Annotated in this window: 16 protein-coding genes; 9 read left to right on the forward strand and 7 right to left on the reverse strand. The window is 43.7% G+C overall.

From position 1 onward, the window contains the following. Positions 1–27 precede the first annotated feature (27 nt). The 6 genes from DYADSP32_RS04615 (at position 28) to DYADSP32_RS04640 (ending at position 5,377) form a co-directional block, all read left to right on the forward strand. A complete protein-coding gene (locus DYADSP32_RS04615) occupies positions 28–1,497 on the forward strand; it encodes a class I SAM-dependent DNA methyltransferase (protein WP_149243817.1) in 1,470 nt (489 codons plus the stop codon). Positions 1,498–1,691: 194 nt separating this feature from the next. Beyond that, complete coding sequence (locus DYADSP32_RS04620; protein ID WP_414617516.1) at positions 1,692–2,279, forward strand: TetR/AcrR family transcriptional regulator; 588 nt, start codon at positions 1,692–1,694, stop codon at positions 2,277–2,279. Between the two features lie 28 nt (positions 2,280–2,307). Further along, complete coding sequence (locus tag DYADSP32_RS04625; protein ID WP_149243816.1) at positions 2,308–2,547, forward strand: hypothetical protein; 240 nt, start codon at positions 2,308–2,310, stop codon at positions 2,545–2,547. Positions 2,548–2,557: 10 nt separating this feature from the next. After that, entirely contained in the window at positions 2,558–3,808 is a 1,251-nt protein-coding gene (locus DYADSP32_RS04630) for an MFS transporter (protein WP_149243815.1), read from the forward strand. Between the two features lie 497 nt (positions 3,809–4,305). Continuing rightward, a complete protein-coding gene (locus tag DYADSP32_RS04635; RefSeq protein WP_149243814.1) occupies positions 4,306–5,070 on the forward strand; it encodes a ParA family protein in 765 nt (254 codons plus the stop codon). Between the two features lie 4 nt (positions 5,071–5,074). Further along, the gene (locus DYADSP32_RS04640) at positions 5,075–5,377 is read left to right on the forward strand and encodes a hypothetical protein (protein ID WP_149243813.1); all 303 of its coding nucleotides are present in this window, start codon (positions 5,075–5,077) and stop codon (positions 5,375–5,377) included. Between the two features lie 94 nt (positions 5,378–5,471). Here the strand turns inward: DYADSP32_RS04640 and DYADSP32_RS04645 are convergent, their stop codons facing one another. After that, the gene (locus DYADSP32_RS04645) at positions 5,472–5,930 is read right to left on the reverse strand and encodes a DUF1572 family protein (RefSeq protein WP_149243812.1); all 459 of its coding nucleotides are present in this window, start codon (positions 5,928–5,930) and stop codon (positions 5,472–5,474) included. A 310-nt stretch (positions 5,931–6,240) separates the two neighbouring features. On the opposite strand from DYADSP32_RS04645, the gene DYADSP32_RS04650 reads away from it, so the two are divergent. Continuing rightward, positions 6,241–8,265, forward strand: a complete 2,025-nt coding sequence (locus DYADSP32_RS04650) for a heavy metal translocating P-type ATPase (protein ID WP_149243811.1) — start codon at positions 6,241–6,243, stop codon at positions 8,263–8,265. A gap of 99 nt (positions 8,266–8,364) precedes the next feature. Here the strand turns inward: DYADSP32_RS04650 and DYADSP32_RS04655 are convergent, their stop codons facing one another. Both DYADSP32_RS04655 and DYADSP32_RS04660 read right to left on the reverse strand, forming a co-directional pair. Further along, entirely contained in the window at positions 8,365–10,818 is a 2,454-nt protein-coding gene (locus tag DYADSP32_RS04655) for an alpha/beta hydrolase-fold protein (RefSeq protein WP_149243810.1), read from the reverse strand. 556 nt (positions 10,819–11,374) lie between these two features. Further along, positions 11,375–11,725, reverse strand: coding sequence for a triple tyrosine motif-containing protein (locus DYADSP32_RS04660; protein WP_149243809.1), 351 nt, complete (start codon positions 11,723–11,725; stop codon positions 11,375–11,377). Positions 11,726–12,092: 367 nt separating this feature from the next. On the opposite strand from DYADSP32_RS04660, the gene DYADSP32_RS04665 reads away from it, so the two are divergent. After that, positions 12,093–15,050: a sensor histidine kinase gene (locus DYADSP32_RS04665; protein ID WP_149243808.1), complete on the forward strand. Its 2,958-nt coding sequence runs from the start codon at positions 12,093–12,095 to the stop codon at positions 15,048–15,050. Here the strand turns inward: DYADSP32_RS04665 and DYADSP32_RS04670 are convergent. Beyond that, positions 15,047–15,697 carry a response regulator transcription factor gene (locus DYADSP32_RS04670; RefSeq protein WP_149243807.1) on the reverse strand — a complete coding sequence of 217 codons (651 nt, stop codon included), beginning with the start codon at positions 15,695–15,697 and terminating at the stop codon, positions 15,047–15,049. The genes DYADSP32_RS04665 and DYADSP32_RS04670 overlap by 4 nt on opposite strands. A gap of 169 nt (positions 15,698–15,866) precedes the next feature. Between DYADSP32_RS04670 and DYADSP32_RS04675 the strand changes: the two genes are divergently transcribed. After that, entirely contained in the window at positions 15,867–16,241 is a 375-nt protein-coding gene (locus DYADSP32_RS04675) for a VanZ family protein (protein WP_149243806.1), read from the forward strand. Here DYADSP32_RS04675 and pgi read toward each other — a convergent pair. The 3 genes from pgi to DYADSP32_RS04690 form a co-directional block, all read right to left on the reverse strand. Further along, the gene (gene pgi, locus DYADSP32_RS04680) at positions 16,220–17,869 is read right to left on the reverse strand and encodes a glucose-6-phosphate isomerase (RefSeq protein WP_149243805.1); all 1,650 of its coding nucleotides are present in this window, start codon (positions 17,867–17,869) and stop codon (positions 16,220–16,222) included. The two genes, DYADSP32_RS04675 and pgi, sit on opposite strands and share 22 nt — an antisense overlap. Positions 17,870–18,144: 275 nt before the next feature. After that, positions 18,145–18,984: a sugar phosphate isomerase/epimerase family protein gene (locus DYADSP32_RS04685; protein WP_149243804.1), complete on the reverse strand. Its 840-nt coding sequence runs from the start codon at positions 18,982–18,984 to the stop codon at positions 18,145–18,147. A gap of 186 nt (positions 18,985–19,170) precedes the next feature. After that, on the reverse strand, positions 19,171–20,373 hold the full coding sequence (locus DYADSP32_RS04690) for a DUF5009 domain-containing protein (RefSeq protein WP_149243803.1): 1,203 nt from the start codon (positions 20,371–20,373) through the stop codon (positions 19,171–19,173). Positions 20,374–20,556 lie beyond the last annotated feature (183 nt).

Genomic DNA, 20,556 nt, shown 5'->3' on the forward strand with positions numbered 1-20,556 from the left:
GTAGAATAAAAGAACAGTTAACTAAATATGGGTTCCAAATCACGCACTTACGATAAGAAAAAACTTCTGGGACAAGTATATACACCCGCATATATTGTAGACAAAATCCTCAAGCAGGTAGGATTTTATGGCAGTTTCAGGGCTAAAAAAATACTCGACCCTGCCTGCGGGGATGGTCGGTTTCTTGTCCCGATAGCAGATCATATCATTCGTAACTCGCCACCTGAATTCATAAAAGATAACCTGTTACTGATAAATGGCTGGGACATAGATGCCCATGCGCTGTCTGCTTGTCGAGAGAACCTAAACAAACTCCTGGAAAACACCGATATACAAGTTGACTGGAATCTGAAACAAGCGGATGCACTGAAACAACTTGACGAGGAAGAGAGATTCGACTTCATTGTGGGCAATCCCCCATACATTCGTATCCAACACTTACCTGAAGAACAGCGTAAATATGTGCAGGCGGTATATTCATTCTGTAAATCCGGAGCAACGGATCTTTATATAGCGTTTTTCCAGCTAGCCTCCACCTTACTTAAAACTGAAGGCATATGTGGGTTCATAACGCCAAACTCTTTCTTCTCCTCCGAAACAGCCAGGTCTTTACGATCATTTTTCGAATGGAATCAAAACCTTATTCAGGTTACCAATTATGGAGCCATTCAAATATTTGAAAATGCCGCTACCTACTCGGCAATCACAATCTTCGGGAAACTGAAAAGGGAGAATTTCTACTTTGAAAAATGTAATGAAGGGTATAATTACTCAGGCAGAACAATCCGATTTTCGGAAATCTCAGAAAAGAAAACATGGCAATTATCCCCTGAAGATCCATTCGTAACAGAGGGGAAGCGCCTCGGAGACGTGTGCCAAATTTCGGTTGGCATCACCACACTTGCGGACGCTTTGTACTTATTCAGCCTTCAGGAAGAAAAAGATTACCTCGTGAAGGGTGTTAACAAAAAAGGCAGCGCAACCTGGATTGAAAAGGAGATTTTGAAACCAATTGTTAAAGGATCAAAGCTGAAAACCAGTACAGATCCTATAAAAGAATACATCCTTTTTCCATACCAAAAGGATGAAAAAGGTAAACATAGAATCATACCTGAGGACATTCTGCAAAGTTTGTATCCCAAAGCTTACGAATACTTACTAAGCATCAAACCATCGCTGGATCAGCGCGATAATGGAAAAGCAAATGCCGTGTCCTGGTACGCTTTCGGACGGTCGCAGGCGCTGGATACCTCATTTGGCAAGAAGATTATTTTTTCACCCATGAATCTGACACCGAATTTCATCCTGTACGATCAACCAGATTCCACCATTTACTCAGGCTATTTCATCAAGTACAATGGCGACTATGGTCAACTTCTGGCACAGTTGAACTCGCAAAGAATGGCCGATTTCATTGATGTTTCGGGAAGAGATTTTCAAGGTGGTTATAAAGGTTACAACAAAAGGATTCTGGAAAATTTTGTTGTAACGGATTAACTGCAGCTACGAATCTTATTTATGGAAATGAATTAACCTATCCTGTGCTTACATCTCAATCTTTGTATTATACTGAACCATCTATTCGTACCCATCGGCCTAATTACTTGAAAGGTAGCAACCAAAATTCCCATTAAATAAATAAATGAAAATGAATATAAATAAACGAACGTTCATTTATATTTGCATTTATTATGAGAACAAGAGATGCAAACAAGGAGGCTATCATTCGTCAAAAAGCCATAGAAATGATAGTCCGGCAGGGCTTTGACGGACTCAGCATGCATAAGCTTGCCAAATCGGCAGGTGTGTCTGTGGCTACCATTTACATTTATTTCAAAGATAGAGAGGATCTGATACAACAGCTTTATCTGGAAGAAACACATAAAATGACGGAAGCTACGCTCCGGAATTTCGATCCGGAATGTCATTTTGACGTGGGATTAAAGATCCAGTGGCAAAACCGGATCCGGTATTGCCTTGAAAACCCCTACAGTATGACATTTATGGAGCAGGTCAAACACTCTCCTATCATCGACAGGTCGGCTATTGATCGAAGCTTTATTGATGCCATGTCGAAATTTGCCCATAACGCAATTGAAAGACAGGAACTGGTGGCACTTCCACTCGAGATATATTGGTCGATTGCCTTTGCTCCGTTATACCAACTTGTTAAATATCACATATCCCAAACCAGCATGCCTGGCAGGCCTCCTTTTGTTTTTGATGATACAAAAATGGAACAGGCGCTACACCTGGTTTTGAAAGCACTAAAACCTTAAACGATCATCACAACGATATTTCAATCCTATGAACAACGACTACGAACCATCTGAGTTTGTCCTGGTTTTCAGGACAAACATTCACTGTGGAGAGGATCTTGCACGTTTAACCCCGATCCTAAATTCAACTTTTGGCGGCTCCCGGTGGAGTGTAGACTTATCAGATGTGGACCGTGTACTTCGAATAGAAACCTCCTCTTCCGACACGATTACCGTGATTGAGAAAGTAACAGGTGCCGGATTCATTTGTGAAGAATTACTCGCTTAAAACCAAACTCATGACACTCCAAAATTCACATACATTTACCGGCTACCAGAAATTTATCGTAGCCATTCTGGCAATTCTTCAATTCACCATTGTGCTGGACTTTATGGTACTGTCTCCTTTGGGAGCCATTCTGCTCAAAGAGCTTTCCATCACCACCGCGCAGTTTGGATTGGTGGTTTCAGCTTATGCTTTTAGTGCAGGTGCAGCAGGCCTGCTTGCGGCGGGCTTCGCGGATAAATATGACCGCAAAAAGCTACTGCTTTTCTTTTACACTGGCTTTATCTTCGGCACCGTCCTTTGCGGAATAGCACCCGATTATCACTTTTTATTAATGGCCCGGATTATCACCGGTATATTTGGAGGCGTGATCGGATCTATATCGTTTGCGATCATCACGGATATTTTCCCAATGGAAATGCGCGGCAGGGTAATGGGTTTTGTACAAATGGGCTTTGGATTAAGTCAGGTTCTGGGCATCCCCATCGGGCTATATCTTGCAAATATCTTTGGCTGGCATGCACCGTTTTTAATGATTGTAGGTTTGAGCATAATCATAGGTGTCGTTTTATTGAAATTTCTAAAACCCATCAATGACCATCTGAGGATTCAAAAACAAGGCAATGCCTTTCAACACCTCGGTGGAATTATTTCTACGACCAGGTATCTCAGAGGCTTCGCGGCCACGGCCCTACTCGCCACGGGCGGATTCATGCTCATGCCATTCGGAAGCGCTTTTGGTGTGCACAATCTGGGGATTTCTTTGAATCAGCTTCCGTTTTTATACATGGTTACCGGCGTGTGTATGCTCGTGTTCAGTCCGGTTATAGGTAAGCTTAGCGACCGTATTGGGAAATACCAAATGTTCATAGCCGGATCTGTGCTCACCTGTATCATGACCCTCATCTACTGTAACCTGGGCGTTACCCCGCTCTGGATAATTATGGTTCTGAATGTTTTCCTTTTTGTAGGCATAACGGGCCGAATGATATCCGCGTCGGCATTGATGACCGCGGTCCCCGAACCCCAGGATCGCGGTGGTTTTATGGGTGTCAATGCTTCCGTTCAACAAATCTCAGGCGGAGTAGCTTCGCTCATTGCCGGATATATCGTTACCGAAACAAGTACGGGTTATCTGGAAAACTATCCTTTACTGGGTAATGTCGTAGTCGCCGCAGCTATTCTTACAGTCTTTTTAATGTATACCATCCATAAATTTGTGAGAGACAAACCTACATTTTCTGCTACCAAGCCGCAGCCTTGACGGTGCCTGGATGGCGAATTAATACATTGAATAAATTAAAAAAACGGGACAAGCAGCGGTTCCGTTTTTTTGATTTAATGGCTAAAAAAATAGAAAGCTCCGGGAGCATAGTTGAAATTATAAAAATCGAAAAGCGAATCACAAGATTCAATTCCTATCAACAATCAACCGTTTAGCACATAAACCTGTCGTCGAGCAATTCGGCGTAAGACCAAACTTAACAACCGGGCTGTAAACTCATCAGTTTCACCTTACCAGGTTAAACTTATTCCTTACAATGCTCAAACTTCAACATACTCATTTACTGCACATTACAAATTTTCCTAAAAATAATCTTTTTGTACTTAGTATACTTTTTAAAAGTTTTATACATTTACATCATTAAAAAACTTTTGCGACATTTAATTTATATGAATTAGGGTTAAAAATATTTTACGTTTATTTACATACGAAACATGAAATAAACTAACATCTTTTTATACATTTAATACTTTTAAATGAAAATCATCAGTATTGTCAATAACAAAGGAGGTGTGGGAAAGACCACTTCCGCTCAGAGCATAGCTGCCGGGCTCAGCAAATTTGCTAATGCACGTGTGCTCGTGATAGACCTGGATGCTCAGGCAAGTCTTACGAAAAGTTTTGGCATTGTACATGCCGGACTCAAAAAAGATAGTGGTTCTTTCATTACTGGTGAATACGAGTTTGATGAAATAGTGAAGAAGGTTGGTGACATAGATATATTGCCTGGCTCTGCCGAAATGAGCCACCGCGAGGACACAATCAAATCCGCGCCCATTTTTCCATTCAACCTGAAAATTGCTCTGGAAAAAGTGAAGGATCGGTATGACTTTGTAATCATTGATTGTCCACCGGCCTTGAATGGTAACACACGGATGGCTCTGGTTTCATGCCACCAGTATTACGTTCCCCTTCAGGCAGAATTTTTGAGTTATGAGGGGTTGCGTAACTTTTTGGTTTATTCAGCGGAAATAAAGAAAATTAGCCCGAACACGAATCTCGGCGGAGTGTTTGCAACCAGGTACAATCCAAAAATAAGGAAGAAAATAAGCCACGAACTGATCAATGCTACGAAGGAACAACTGGGTGATGTATTTATGGACTCCTATATCAGGGACAACATTGCACTTTCGGAAGCACAGGCAAGCGGCACCACAATATTCGATTACGCGCCCCACAGCAATGGAGCAGAAGACTATTACAAGCTGACCAAAGAAATTTTAGAACGCATTAACAACTGACACAATGGCTAAAGACAGGAAATTTGATTTTGCACCACTTCCCCGCGTTGCCGACATCCAGGAAGAGACGGAAGTCGGAATGGTGGAGAATGGTGTGGAACAAGCCCCAACAAAGGTAACGTTTGACTGTGATTACATCCTGATGGAAAACATGAAAGACTATGGCTATTGGGAAGGGCTTACTCAAAAGGATATTATTCTCGAATCTCTGAAATTATACTTCAAAGACAAGGAAATACGTCCGCGTCCTGACAAGATCCGTAATAAAACAAAAGTGGGACGCAAGCCTAAAAATGCCCACGATTAGTACAGCGCCAGGGATTCAATAAAGAGCAGCACCAACCATCCTTATTGAATCCTCTGTTTTTATTATTCCCTATTGAACCACTTCCGCAATTTTCTCAAATAGGGACATTCACAAATCTGCGATGATAGTTGATCTGACCCAGGTGATAGGACAGGTGCGTCGACAAGTGACTTAGAATTAAACGAACACTTTGTTTTGGAAACATGGCCAGAACTTCGTGCGGATACTCCTTCATCAGATCTTCCTCCGACAAATGAATCAGCGCATTTTCCAGGATTAGGTCCAAGGCTTTCAATTCGTCAAGTATCATTTCCCTGGAAAACAATCTCTGGGTAAACTCCGCGTCCCGATTCCTTACATAAGGGACATTGCCCAGAGTAAGTCCAATGTACGTGCGCAGGTTTCCAATGAGATGCTGAACCAGATTGCCTCCTGAATTGGTGGTACCAGGAATTACAATCCACATATCGTCGTCCGTACGATAAGCCATAACCTCATCTATGACCTTCCCTACTTCTCTGTGGTACAAAATGGTGAATTCTTTATTATGCATATACTTTGCTGATTACATCATGCCACTTTGATTTATCTAAACTACGATTCATATTCTGATTTCCCTTAAATCATCCGAATAACAACAAACAAAATCCTACTGTTTGCGTGTCAACCGGCAACCACGAATGCATTCTGCAACATCCCTGCATCGTGCAACCAGGTGTCAATCAGTTGATTTTCAGCACATGTAACCCTGTTGCACGCTATTTAACCCTACTTTTGACCTGACCTAAGGAAGTCACGCGTACAGACAACCAGGAATAGAATTTTAACCACGGAAACAAGCCGGTACAACCCGGAAAATTTGTATGAATCAGAAAACACAGAATCCGAATAGAGAAACAGATCTTGACTGCTGCGGTAAAATCGGGTTTGAAACTCCAGGCATAAAAGCTGTACCGATTGCAAAACAGCCTCATCCCGATCATGACGCACATAACCATTCGCACGGTGACCATTCACATGAAGAAGAAAGCGATGGCCATAAGCTCTGGGTAAGTCGCTGGCCACTATGGGCTAGTTTGTCCATCTTATTGCTCTTCCTGGCTTGCACATGGATTTTGCATCTAAACATTGCAAAGCCAATTGAAATCGGATTGATGCTCACGGCATACATCCTGGCTGGACACAAAACAATCCGTCTCGCATTTCGAAAGGCAATACGAGGGGACCTGTTCAATGAATTCACGCTGATGACCATTGCCACACTCGGCGCTTTCTACATCGGTGAATTTAGTGAAGGGGTTGCCGTGATGATTTTCTATGAAATCGGTGAGCTGTTTCAGGATATGGCGGTCAGCAGATCCAAACGCTCAATCAAGGCACTTCTGGATATCAGGCCTGACGTGGTGACAGTTGTCCGGAATCATCTCAATGTAGAGGTACGTCCTGACGAAGTGCAACCAGGTGAAACAATCCTTGCCAAAGCAGGTGAAAAAGTAGCATTGGACGGCATTTTGAAATCGCCATCCGGCACATTCAACACGGCGGCACTGACCGGGGAATCGGTTCCGGATGTCAAAAGGCAAAATGAAGTGGTACTCGCCGGAATGATCAACACGGACAAAGTGGTTGAGATTGAAGTGACCGCACTTTTCAAGGACTCCAAGTTGTCGCGGATACTTGAAATGGTGCAGGACGCAACAGCCCGAAAATCCCCTACCCAACTGCTTATCAGCAGACTGGCAAAAATCTACACACCCATTGTTTTTGGTCTGGCGATGCTGATCATTTTACTACCCTGGATTCTGGTACCAAATTATGATTTCCAGGAATGGCTGTACCGGGGTATGGTATTTCTTGTGATCGCCTGTCCTTGTGCATTGACCATATCGATTCCGTTGGGGTATTTTGGTGGAATTGGCTTGGCTTCAAGAAACGGGATTCTTGTAAAAGGATCTAATTTCCTGGATGCTGTGACAAAGATTGACACCGTAGTGATGGACAAAACGGGAACATTAACCAAAGGGGTATTTAATGTTCAGAAAGTAGCAGCCCTGTTTGACAAAAATCAGTTATTGTATCTGGCCGCTTCCCTGGAAAGCTACTCAACCCATCCGGTGGCTAAGGCAGTGGTTGCGCATGCTCAGGATCAGAAATTGTCAAAGCCCCATCATGTTCAGGAAATACCGGGTCATGGACTTACCGGAACCGTAGACGACCATGTGGTACTTACCGGCAATCAAAAACTGTTACAAAAACACGCAATTAGCTATCCGCCGGAAATCGAAAATATTGTGGAATCCGTTGTATTGGTGGCTATTGATGGCAAATATGCCGGATACCTGACCATTTCCGATGAGACCAAGGTAGATGCCGCGGACACAATAAATAATCTTCACAAGCTGGGTATAAATACGGTGATGCTTTCAGGAGATAAGGCCATAGTTACTTCCGCTGTTGCCCGGCAAATGAATATAAATCAGGCCTATGGGGATCTGCTTCCGGAAGATAAGGTAAGGCTTGTCCAGGATTTAAAGGACCAGGGGAAAACCGTTGCTTTTGTAGGTGATGGCCTAAACGACGCACCGGTCATCGCTCTTGCCGATGTTGGTTTCGCAATGGGTGGCTTGGGTTCGGACGCAACCATCGAGACGGCCGACATCGTGATTCAGAATGATCAGCCTTCCAAAATTGTGTCGGCCATCAAAATCGGTAGGATCACAAAAGCAATAGTTTATCAGAATATTGGCCTGGCCATGGGCGTCAAGATTCTGGTCATGATGTTGGGTGCTGGCGGGATTGCTAGTTTGTGGGAGGCCGTGTTTGCAGATGTGGGCGTGGCATTACTGGCTATTCTTAACGCCTTCAGAATTCAGGGGAAGAGGGTTTGATTCATGGTTGAGGGTAACTGGTTAACGGTTGATTCCGTGAACTGGCTGTCAATCTAAACGTTTTGGTATGTTTAGATTGACAACCAGTTGCCTTTTGGCTTATTTAGTAATAACAAAATCCCCTTTTTCAACCGACCAGTCGTTGCCGAAGAACCCAGCCATTTTTACACCTTTGAAACCTTTTTCGAGCATTTCAGCGGAGTAGATCATCAGATCGGGGAATCCACTTCCACCAGCAAAATATTGATTCGCATTGGTGGCTTGCATCCCCATTTTGCCTGTGCCGGCAACCACCGCCACAGATGCCACTCTACTGTCGGCACGCGGCCATGTGAAATAGGTTGCCAGGTCACTGCCAACAAATTCATGGCTCCCTACAACGATCTTCCCGGCAGACACCCGGACGGGGCAATTGGCCAACAGTTTATTCCACGCAAGATTACTGGTTGAGTTGCCATATAGAATTACGCCGCGATCTCTAAACTTTTCCATGTCAAACTCACTGTCACGTACAAGATCTACCGCGCCATTTCCTCTGTAATACCAGGTTTCAGCATCGTAGCGCGCTTTCTCGTAGGCCCATAAAATTTCGTCAGGCGTACCCTTTGTTGCATACACAAATACCATCCGATTTTTAAATGGCTCCTTGAATGTTCCGGATCGAAGCGGATTTTTTTCCTTTTCCAAACCGTTGGTAGAAAGTGACCATTTACCGGACTTTCGTAAAAGGATGTTTTGATTATTTTCAGCTACATCCACAGACAGAGCGTTTTCGTTGTCCAGCTGTACGGAGATCTTACTGCCCTTTTCAAATGCCGACAAATCCAGGGACAAGGTTGCCACATTGCTGGTGGTCCCGGAAATGCTATTTTTCTGCTTATCTAAATTCAGTTTTACGTTGCTGTATTTAAGTGGAACTACCTGCTGCTGAATAGTGGCCCATTTCATTTTGGCAGACACGCCGGGATTGGCCGTGGTAAAATCAATATGGTATGTTGCCGTATCCTTGGCAATTGTATGCCAGCTAAAAAAATCAAAAATAGGAGGCCAGTCAACGCTGATGTCGCCATACCAGTGACCGCCCCCCTTATGCTCATAATAACTAAAATCAGGATGAAAACCAGCAAGAAGTTTCTTCATCTGACGTGCATATTCAACAGAAACGGTACGGTCCGCATCGCCATGCGCTATGTAAACGCCTAATCCCTTGTAGTTTTGAGCGAGCGCGGGTACGTTACTTGCATTACTGGCTCTCAGCAACACAGACTCCACCTCAGAACCGGAGCTGTCGGGTATCATGCCATCATGGGAACCATAGGACGACAATGTTGGATAGCCTGCTGAAGGTGCTATAGCCGCCCATTTATCAGGATAGGTTGCACCCAAAAACCAGGTGCCGTGACCGCCCATCGAATGGCCTGTAAGATATATACGGGCAGGGTCGGGCGTAAATTGTTTCTTTGCAATGCCCAGCACTTCAAGGGCATCGAGCCTTCCCCAATCTTCCCAATTAAACCCGCGTGGCCTGCGGTTGGTAGGCGCAACTACTACTCCCCAGTCCTTTGGCTTATAAGCCCTGGCCTGGCTGATGGCCTGCACTTCCGCACCATGTACGGAAAAAAACAACGCAGGGCTGGTATTGGACTTTGGACCGATGTAGGGAGATACGGCATAATACTGAACACTACCATCAATTTCGCTCACAAAGGTACGGCTGTATTGTTTCCAGGCTGGCATTACCTCCAGATCAATCGCTTTTGAATCAATTTCCTTTCCGCCTTGCAACAGTGTAAGTGCTACGGGTAACTTTCCGGCAACCGAAACGGAGCCAGCATCCAGCACAACACCAATTTTTCTTGTCATATAGGCTGGAATTACCGGAAGGTTGGTAACAATTTGTCTTCCTGAAACTACCGACTTTACGGTCAGTCCCGTTAACGCTTTGGCCGTGGTGTTTGCAACGACCAGCCCTGCCCACAGCGAATCATTTTTTAAACCCACAACAGCATTGGGCATCGTAAGATCCTCTGTATGCATATAAACCGGCTTTTCGGGAAAGGTTAGCTTGGCAACAACTCCACCAAACCGACCGAAACGTGCCACCCGAACATAAAACTCATTTCTCCCCTTTTTAAGTTTGACCGGCAGGTTCATCCAGCCATAACGGTATACGTCCCCTCCTCTCGGCGCGCCATTCACATATACCATGTCATTTCCAGTTATATTGAGCACAACTACCTGTTCCTTCTTTGACTCATAGCTAAGATAGATATACCCATTGGAGAATGAATCACCTCGGAAACGGTGTGCCGTGTCGGTTTTTACCACTTTCCATTTTACAGCGTCACCGGCAGCCAACATCTGACCTTCAACAGGCTGTTTGAGCGAACCATTGTATAGCATATAAGCCAACTGATCCGTGTACAACGCCTCACGGCCATATTTATGACAAGGGCCTATACCGAGACCTTCCGAGAAGTAATAGGTGGATTGCGCAAAGGAAATTGTAAATGCGAATACAAACAACCCTGCTAATAGAAATCGATTTTTCATTTTATTGAAATAAAAGGTAATTTTCAAATAAGACTTGCCTGAAGATACTAGAATTATCGAAAATAGCTCAAAATGAGTACAAACAGAAATCCACAAACGCTGGGAAAGTACCCAATCCAGTACAAACAACTGTCAGTCAAAGAGTTAATTTTATAAAATATTTAATTAAATAAGAAATAATATTTAAAAAATAGAAGGTAATTGGCATTACTGGCAACTCATGATGTATTGATCCAATATTTGTGAACGCGTTAAAGTTGCAGCCTCTGAATATTAAGTAACTCAACATTCTCTGTTTTTAAAGTGACATTCACAGAGTTATCGAAACGACTTTGTTGAAACCTTACTTCGCAAAGAAAACAGGGATTGATATCCAACTTCTTACATGAGGAAAAATGAACGGTAATCTATATACTATAACATGGATAACCTCATATCCCTACTCGTCAAAAAGCACCAAATAAGCTACTTCAATAGACTAGAACAGCCTGGATTCAGAATTGGAGATCATCGTTATCAGTGAGGTAAAAGTTATGATGCCAACAAAAATCTTATGTCAAAGCTCGCATGGGCAAGTCCCAGTTTTCCCGTATTTTTTAACTACAAAACGATATTCACCTCCGCTCAGGTTGGTATAACGCGTAACCGGATAGCGTGTACGTGTCCAGTTCGCATCAAATCCCTCGAGTTTGAACTTGTAGTAATAAGAGCCCTCCGGAACCGGGACAAATTCAAACAAAACGTCGTTTTGAAGGGCCTTTAATCGAATGGTGCGGCCTGAACCAGGATTGACTACTTCTTCACCACAAGTGACCCTCTCGAAAATACTATCCGAACGGACCTTAAACGATATAAAACTGACTGCGAGTATGCAGCTCAGAAATGCATAGATTTTTTGAACAGGCATGATGGTAAGCGCTTACAATACGTATCTCAGTCCTGTTCATACGTTGAATGCTGCCTTCCCGTCCTAAAGCAACAAATATTGCGGTAACTTTTTTAAATGTTTTTGCACCTATCTTCATTTCAGAAAATAGGTACAAAAAGAGGAGGGCTTAAATATCTTATCAACAAAATAGCTTGTGTGTATAATGCCAAGTTCATTTTGTTTGTTTTGCAAAGTTTGTAAAAATATATGAACCAACATATCATGGAAAACCATGATATGTGCATACTGGAATCCATGATTTCATCGCTGCAATTTGGAACAAGACACCAAAAACGGGATATTTATTGTACGCGTTGCAAGACAACCTTGCTTGTTACCAGCAGCCATGAACAAAAATCCTAAGATTAATTATTTTGTTACGGCCATTCTGTTTGCAATGACGCTGGCGAATGCCTGGGGACAGCAAAATTTTCGGTTCAGACATGTGGGTGTTGAAGACGGATTATCGCAGGGTTCGATTTATAGTATGCACAAGGATTCTCGGGGTTTTCTGTGGTTGGGCACCGAGGACGGAATCAATCGGTTTGACGGTGACAACATTCAGGTCTATCTATCGGGGTCAACCGGGGAGTCGACCAATGTGCTGGGCATAGCCGAAGACAACCTTGCCGACCTGTGGATAGGCTCGCACAGAGGTGTGTTTTACTACCCAAGGAAACAGAATAAGTTTACAAGGCAACCTTACTTAAGCCCTCTGGCCAATGTTTCAGTTCATGTTTTTGCCGATAGCCGAAAGAATATCTATTTCCTGTCTGAAATTGGATTATTCCTCAAAAAAAACAATAGTATTGAATTGATTACCAAAGAATTCACCTATAAACGAACACAATTCAACAATTTTCTGGCCGAAACTCCAGATGGCGATCTTTGGCTGGTAGACGCAGACAGCGGACTCCTGCGATACCATACCGCTGCAAAAAAAGTCACCAGTTATTTTTCTGCCAGGAAGCACAACATTTATGGGGCCGAGACCAAGTTTAACTGTATTGGCATGGATAAAACGGGCAATATGTGGCTTGCCTCTAAAACGGCTCTGATGAAATTTGACTACCTCAAAAATTCAGTAGAAACCTACCCACACAGTGGATTGAACCAACATATCCCTACCGATATAGAAGCAGACCTTAACGGTTTGCTATGGATGGCTACGGAGGGAAGCGGCATTTTCGTTTTTGACCCTGCTAAGAAAAAATGGATTCAACACCTGAAGCACGAAGACGACATAACAAACAGCCTGAAATTCAACGAAATAGGAATGCTCCACATCGACGAAAACAATGACATTTTTGTAAACACAGACCCGCAAGGACTGGATATTATCACGGCGATACCCTCGGCATTCAGCTTTTATACCTATGGCAAAAACCAGGAAAAAAACCTGAGCGATTATTCTGTAAGAGGAATCGCAGAAGATGCAGACTCGAGCATCTGGATAGGAACTGAACTTGGTGGTATAAATAACCTGAATTTAAAAACCGGAAAAGTAACTCATTACACTACCAAAGATGGCCTGTCAGGTAATACGATCCGCGTTATTCTAAAAGATCCCAAAAACAAATTATGGGTGGCATCCGTAAACGGGCTTTCCACATTTATTCCTGAACAACAGCGATTTAGGCCAGTCGCCCTGCCAACGGTTGCAGAAATAACGAATATGCTTGCCATTGACCGGGATCGGCTCCTGCTCTCCACAAACAAGGGGTTAATTATACTTCGCACCTCCGACAATTACGTAGAGAGCTACTCACATCAGGACCTGATTGCAGGCTATGGCACCTATTGGGATGAGAAAGCCGGCACGGCGTATGTATCCAATCGTTACCGTGGGGTAAACCTTTTCACGATCAAAGCTGATGGTCCGCCTGCGCGCATCTCAAAGTTCCTGGAACATTTTCATGTCCTGCAAATTTACCGTCAGCCACACACCCCGTTTATCTGGGCTTGCACGGATACCGGTCTGGTAAAATGGAATATGGTAGAAAAAAAACTGGTTAAAAACTTTCGCATTGCCGATGGCCTTCACCATGAATATATTTACTGCCTGTTACCTGATTCCTATGGACACTTTTGGCTGAGTACCAATCGCGGTATCACCAAATTCGATCCCGGAACAGAACGTTTTGAATTTGTAAAGGAAATTCCTCCCCGAGAGTACAATTCCAGGAGTGCTATGGCTTCCGGGAATGGGACTCTGTATTTTGGCAGCACCTCAGGGATGGATGTCATCACGCCAAAGATGCAAACCATACAGAATAATCACGTAGGGATTCAGTTAACCGACTTTACCTACGATCAGATGCCAGAGACTGATTCCCTTTATATTGGCGAGCGCACGCGTCTTCAATTGCCTTACAGTTCCAACAGCTTTACACTCAAATTCACCGCCACAGACTTCCGTAGCGGAGGGATCAACCGTTTCAGATATTTACTTAAAGGTTATGACAAAGACACCATTTATGCAGGAAATACGGATCAGGTCCGCTATGCACGTTTACCGGCAGGAAGTTACGAATTCCTACTCCAGGCATCTGATCTGGGTGGCAACTGGGTGTCGCCCGTGCGGAAGCTTATGATTGTGATACTACCTCCATTTTGGCAAACCTGGTGGTTTATTGCAACAGCAATATTGTTGGCAGCAGGATTTATTTATACCCTTGTCAAGGCATATCTGCATTCGAGGCTCACAGCTCAGCGGCTGGAATCAGAGAGGCAAATCTTTCTGGAAAAAGAGCGGAGCAGAATCGCCCGCGATATGAATGATAGCCTTGGATCGGAACTTTTTGGCCTTAAACTTTTAGGCCAGGTGGCATTGTCGCAAAATCAAACCGAAGGGGCAGAGAACTATTTACATAAGATCGTCAGCATTTCGAAAAGCATTTCCGAAAAAATAAGCGAGGTAATCTGGCTTACCGATGCCAATCAGGATAATGTGGAAAGTCTGTGGAGTTATATTCTGAAAAATGCACTGATCTATCTGAAACCGTCAGGCATCCACTATTACTTTGAAGCATTACCCGTAAAAAACAACTTTTTGATATCCGGGGAAAGAAGGCATGAAATCCTGAATTTCTGCAAGCAACTGTTTTTTGAATTAACCAATTTACAAGCTACTGAAGAAATTGAAGTGCAGTTTAAAATTGCCGGAGACCACCTGCTAACTTCCGTAAAAAATACGGATCTGACCCAGTTGGATCCGTCTCTGCTTGGCAACTTAACAAAATTAAAAGGCAGTAAAAGTTTAAAAAATGGATCCACAGATATCCAAATCCCGCTGAGGAACTAATCCAGTAAATCATGTCTTACTGCAAAAAGCACCAAACCCACGACACTCTTCGCGCCAATTTTTTGCATCAGATTTCGCCTGTGCGTCTCAACAGTGGGCACGCTAATAAACAATTTATCGGCAATCTCCGTGGTAGAAAACTCCTTGGCGACTAACCGCAATATCTCGAGTTCTCTTATGGTCAGCCGCGCAAAGGCTCCGGCTTTGTTTGTAAATGCATCATCCTTAACAACAGCCAATTCTACAACTACCTGCTCACTAAAATATTTACGTCCCTCCAATACCGTTCGGATCGCCAGAAGCAATTCTTCGGCATCGGTCATTTTTAGAATGTAGCCGTTCACCCCCACCTTGATCGCCTCCCTGATCTGCTTGGCATCTTCAACCATGGTCAACATCAGTACTCTTGCATCCGGATTGATTTTGCGAACCTCGCCGCACAGTACAACTCCACTCATATTGGGCATACGCATGTCCGTGATCAGAATGTCGGCACCATGCTGCTGATAATGTAACAGCGCCTTATGCCCGTCCGTAAACTTTCCCGTGACCTGGATTCCGTCAAAGGAGCCCAGCAAAAGGGACAAACTGTCCAGAACGATTTGATGATCATCAACAATAATTACCCGGGCACAAGAAGCATTCATTCTGGAAGAGGAGAAGATGATTGAAGTTTAAAACGGAGAGTCCATATTGATGTATCCTCAGCCTGGCTTGTAATATTTCATGCCAATGAATGAATATTCAGGTACAAGAATTCATTTGTGTTCTTTACAAACTAAATTTACAAAAAAGCTTTAATCACCCTTTTTCTACATGTTGCGATCTACTTTTAAATCTATTGTTGAAAACCGATACCTGGCCTGGCTTTGCACCTTACTCATCTTCATTGCGTGTGTTTGGCCTGGTAAAAAAATGCCCGAGGGACCCATCATCGGTTTTGACAAACTGGTACATTTGGCTATGTTTATCACATTTGCCGTTTTTTGGCTTCACATTTACCCCAAAAGAACATTGATGATCATTACAATTGGCTTTCTTTATGGATTTGGCCTCGAGATTTGCCAACAGCTCATGCCATTTGACCGGACCTTTGATTGGTGGGATATCCTGGCTGACACTGTTGGACTACTCATGGGTTATGGCATAAAGGCCCTGATTCTGGATCGTTATCTCCAGCGCTTATACTGATTGATCAGACCATTTGTGGAGCTGTCGTGGTTTGTAACCGGCCAGTCGTTCTGAAGTTCAGGGTAAATCTTATTAGCCAGCTGCTTTCCAAGCTCCACGCCCCACTGATCAAAGCTAAAAATATTCCAGATCACCCCCTGAACGAAGATTTTGTGTTCATACATGGCCAAAAGACTTCCAAGCACTTTTGGTGTTACCTTTTTTACAAGGAATGAATTGGTGGGTCTGTTGCCCTCAAATACTTTAAATGGGGTTAGGAAATCTATTTCTTCCTGGCTTTTGCCGGCTGCCACTAGTTCAGCCTTTGCTTCGTCGTAAGTTTTACCATTCATCAAGGCCTCAGTTTGAGCAAAAAAGTTGGAAAGCAACATTTTGTGATGTTCTCCAATTGGATTATGGCTTACCGCAGGCGCTATAAAATCACAAGGAACCAACTTTGTTCCCTGATGAATCAACTGATAAAATGCGTGCTGACCGTTGGTTCCCGGCTCTCCCCAGATTACCGGCCCGGTTTGATAGCCCACTGGCTTTCCGTCACGGCCTGTACTTTTCCCGTTACTTTCCATGTCGCCCTGCTGAAAATAGGCGGCAAAACGATGTAGATATTGATCATAAGGGAGAATCGCATGCGACTGGGCATCAAAAAAGTTGTTATACCAAATGCCCAGTAAGGCTAAAATCACCGGCATATTCCGCTCAAACTTCGTGGTACGAAAATGATTGTCCATGTCGTGGGCACCGGATAAAAGCTGCTCAAAATTGGGGTAACCGATAAAACATGCAATAGACAAGCCTATAGCCGACCATAACGAATAACGTCCGCCAACCCAATCCCAGAAGCCGAACATATTGGCCGGGTCAATGCCAAATTTTACCACCTCCGACTGATTTGTAGAAATAGCAACAAAATGCTTTTTAACATGATCCTCTTTTTCAGCCTTTTCTAAAAACCATGCTCTCGCGGAAAGTGCATTCGCCATGGTTTCCTGAGTAGTAAAAGTTTTGGAAGCAATCATAAACAGGGTGGTCTCGGGATCGAGCGATTTTACGGTTTCCGAAATATGTGTTCCGTCCACATTCGAAACAAAATGTACATTCAGCCCCTTCTTTCCATAGGCTTTCAGCGCCTCCGTGACCATTACGGGCCCCAGGTCACTTCCGCCTATTCCAATATTGACGATATCGGTTATTTCTTTTCCTGTGTATCCCTTCCAGGCCCCTGAACGCACTTTCCCCGAAAAATCCTTCATTTTTGCCAACACCTCATTCACATCCGGCATTACGTCCGCGCCATCCACCATTACGGGACTGTTTGATCGGTTGCGCAAGGCCACATGCAGCACCGATCTTCCTTCCGTGGCATTGATCTTTTCTCCGGTAAACATTTGCTCGATCGCATCCGCCAGACCGCTTTCTTGTGCAAGCTGCACCAGATACGCCCGTGTACGTGTCGTGATCCTGTTTTTAGAATAATCCAGCATGATATCCCCAACCCGGATAGAAAACTTACGGTGACGATCTGAATCTTCTTCAAAAAGGGATTTCAAATGTTTTTGCGCAATGGTCTTGTGGTGGGTTTTCAGCTTTTTGTAAGCGGCTGACTGATCGAATGGCGTGCTTTTTAACATATTATTGTTTTGGGATTAAAACTCAATTTCAGGGGAAATATCCGAACAACCCGCGGATAGTGTTTTTACAAAAATACAATTTTAGCCCATTAAACCCAGAAGCTGCACCTATACCAACCCCCGGGAACAGACCACATACAGGAAAGTTACAATCCTCACCACAACATCAGCCATGGTGAGGATGGAAAACTTGCTGATGCAACGTAGCACCCGGAAGTGCCTCTTAACCAACCTGTAACCGCCATATTAAATTTTAACATGAGCATACCAGTCTGCTATTTCGTCGCATCACAAACCCCTCTGAAATACCCCACCGACTCAGCAATACCTGCCAGCGGATCTTTCATATCTTTTTCATATTCCAGGCTGCACACCCCGTTATAACCACTCTTTCTAAGCATTTTTACAAATGCCGGAATATCAATCACCCCACGTCCAAGCTCACATGTTTTGCCATCCTTCGTGGCAGCTGATACGTTTTTAAGGTGCATGTCAAAAATTCTTTTGCTGTATTTGCCCAAATCAGCCACCGGATCCTGGTTATCACGTTTGTTGTGCCCCATATCAAAACATAATCCGATCCTTGGATCCATATCTTTGATCTTGCTATATACCGACGCCGCGTTCGGATACAATTTATCCTCAGGCCCATGGTTATGAATACCGAAGCGAATGTCGTATTCCTTCACTTTTTTTTCTAAATAGGGCAAATCTTCATGATTGGGAATCCCTATCAACAGTTTTACGCCCACACGTTTCGCGTAGTCGAAGGCATTATCTATATCCTGTTGGGTTTTGGTATAAATTGGGCCGACAGCATAACCCGTCACGCCCGATTCCTTCAACCTGGCATGGAATGCCGAAATCTCATCCGCAGTACTCTTATATGGAAGATGAAAATCTTTGATGCACAGATAATGAACATCCACCTTTTGCATCATAGCCAGCGATTCGTCCAGCTTGAAGTGGAGAAAACTATATCCTGCTATCCCCAACTTAAACGCATCCTCCTTCTTTTCTTTCAGAAGATCCGTCTTATCGTAGCTCAGAGGCAGGATAGAACTTGCCAGCACACCGGCCATACCTTTCTTTACAAAATCTCTTCTCGTCGTCATTTTGATCAAATTTTAATATTTCTAGTCCCGATTTGATATAAGGACGATTACTTTGGGATATACCACGAAGAAAAATACACGTTACTTCGGAAAACCGGTTTTGTCACTTCGCCAACCTGCCCTGCATGAATACAAGCCATACGCATACGGTTGCAACAATCCTCCCTTACCATATGTAGCAGCCCTTTATATTTTTAGCTTTAACCCCACTTTGTTAATCTGCCCTGTAAGCAGGATGACCCCAAGTGCAAATAAAAAAGACTTGCACAATCCCACCCATCCGGTTCTGAAATACATAGGCAAGGCAATATCCATCAGGGTAATGAGCGCGTACCACAAGTAGGGTATCAGGTAACAGGTCAGCGTAGCTGTTCCTGCAGGTTCTATTATTTTTGCCCATTGCTTTTTTTTGCGGATATCGGTAAGCCAAAAAAAGAACGAAAAAAGCAAAAAGCTTAGTCCCGTGCACAATCCCAGCCATGCTGGCGTAGCACGAATTTTGGATATTCCCCAAAATGGCCTGGTAATGAATCCATAACAGCAGCAAATCAAACCTATGATGCACAGTCCCGCTACGAACTGCTCGCCAGTGATCTTGCGACCACTGATCCTGTATACTACCGAAGCCGTAACCCCCGCCATGGTAAATGCAGGCATGGAACCGTTGCCAACAATCCAAATATAAAGTTTTAACTCCTTCATAAAACCAAACAGCCCGGCGAAGTCAAAAAGATTGAAAACTACGAAGAACAACCATGCGCCAACGATCACCTGGATACGATCCCCTGCAAATAAATAAATGGGTGCACACAGAAAATAAGTCCATCCGATAAGTCCTAAAATTCCCCACCAGTGCGTTTCCATTCCGGAAGGATTACCCTCATCGCCGCCTTTGTATATAACAGCAAGACAGACAAGCAGAAAGTACCCCCCGGTTCTAAGGTAAGTAGCCATTTTCTTGTTGTCAGCTTCCTGAGGATATGTATTCCAGATCAGAAAAAAAGCTACCACCATACCTATCTCCCATATATATTGAGATATGATCAGCTCTTCATTGAAGATATTCTCGTAATTGACATTAAACAACCCCATTATAAGAAGGGCAACTGTTCTCTCAAAAATATGCGTCAAGATCGTCACCCAGCCCTCACCCACCGCTTTTCTATTGCCGATCGCATAGGGAATCGACAATCCTACTATAAACAAGAATGCCGGAAATACAACGTCCGAAAAACCCATGGCATCGTCCGCGGCGGCACTGTGTTTCAGCCATTGCGGAACACCCTCCAACGTCCAAAAGTCGTTTACAAAAATCATTGTAAACATCGTAACTGCCCTGAAAATATCAATTGAAGCCAGGCGGACAATCGGAATAGTTTTAACATTCATAAAGTTGAGCCATAGAAAAAACGAGTATTTTGCATTAAGAATTCACTCAGAAGGCGAATGATTTTTTGAAAGCAATTTAAGAAAATTTGAGCTAAAGGCCTGCTGGAACATATACAAAAAAGCCATACAGCTGACGCAAATGCCTCGATAAATGTCTTCAAAACAAGAAACTCCGCTGCTCTG

Source organism: Dyadobacter sp. 32, from assembly GCF_902506755.1.
Lineage (GTDB): Bacteria > Bacteroidota > Bacteroidia > Cytophagales > Spirosomataceae > Dyadobacter.

What these genes read in the sequence shown, in the direction of transcription:
- DYADSP32_RS04685 (WP_149243804.1), bottom strand. Translation starts at nt 18,984, where the DNA reads ATGACGACGAGAAGAGATTTTGTAAAGAAAGGTATGGCCGGTGTGCTG.
- DYADSP32_RS04615 (WP_149243817.1), top strand. Translation starts at nt 28, where the DNA reads ATGGGTTCCAAATCACGCACTTACGATAAGAAAAAACTTCTGGGACAA.
- DYADSP32_RS04675 (WP_149243806.1), top strand. Translation starts at nt 15,867, where the DNA reads ATGTTGCGATCTACTTTTAAATCTATTGTTGAAAACCGATACCTGGCC.
- DYADSP32_RS04660 (WP_149243809.1), bottom strand. Translation starts at nt 11,725, where the DNA reads ATGCCTGTTCAAAAAATCTATGCATTTCTGAGCTGCATACTCGCAGTC.
- DYADSP32_RS04630 (WP_149243815.1), top strand. Translation starts at nt 2,558, where the DNA reads ATGACACTCCAAAATTCACATACATTTACCGGCTACCAGAAATTTATC.
- DYADSP32_RS04670 (WP_149243807.1), bottom strand. Translation starts at nt 15,697, where the DNA reads ATGAATGCTTCTTGTGCCCGGGTAATTATTGTTGATGATCATCAAATC.
- DYADSP32_RS04655 (WP_149243810.1), bottom strand. Translation starts at nt 10,818, where the DNA reads ATGAAAAATCGATTTCTATTAGCAGGGTTGTTTGTATTCGCATTTACA.
- DYADSP32_RS04645 (WP_149243812.1), bottom strand. Translation starts at nt 5,930, where the DNA reads ATGCATAATAAAGAATTCACCATTTTGTACCACAGAGAAGTAGGGAAG.
- DYADSP32_RS04635 (WP_149243814.1), top strand. Translation starts at nt 4,306, where the DNA reads ATGAAAATCATCAGTATTGTCAATAACAAAGGAGGTGTGGGAAAGACC.
- DYADSP32_RS04640 (WP_149243813.1), top strand. Translation starts at nt 5,075, where the DNA reads ATGGCTAAAGACAGGAAATTTGATTTTGCACCACTTCCCCGCGTTGCC.
- DYADSP32_RS04620 (WP_414617516.1), top strand. Translation starts at nt 1,692, where the DNA reads ATGAGAACAAGAGATGCAAACAAGGAGGCTATCATTCGTCAAAAAGCC.
- DYADSP32_RS04665 (WP_149243808.1), top strand. Translation starts at nt 12,093, where the DNA reads ATGAACAAAAATCCTAAGATTAATTATTTTGTTACGGCCATTCTGTTT.
- DYADSP32_RS04650 (WP_149243811.1), top strand. Translation starts at nt 6,241, where the DNA reads ATGAATCAGAAAACACAGAATCCGAATAGAGAAACAGATCTTGACTGC.
- pgi (WP_149243805.1), bottom strand. Translation starts at nt 17,869, where the DNA reads ATGTTAAAAAGCACGCCATTCGATCAGTCAGCCGCTTACAAAAAGCTG.
- DYADSP32_RS04625 (WP_149243816.1), top strand. Translation starts at nt 2,308, where the DNA reads ATGAACAACGACTACGAACCATCTGAGTTTGTCCTGGTTTTCAGGACA.
- DYADSP32_RS04690 (WP_149243803.1), bottom strand. Translation starts at nt 20,373, where the DNA reads ATGAATGTTAAAACTATTCCGATTGTCCGCCTGGCTTCAATTGATATT.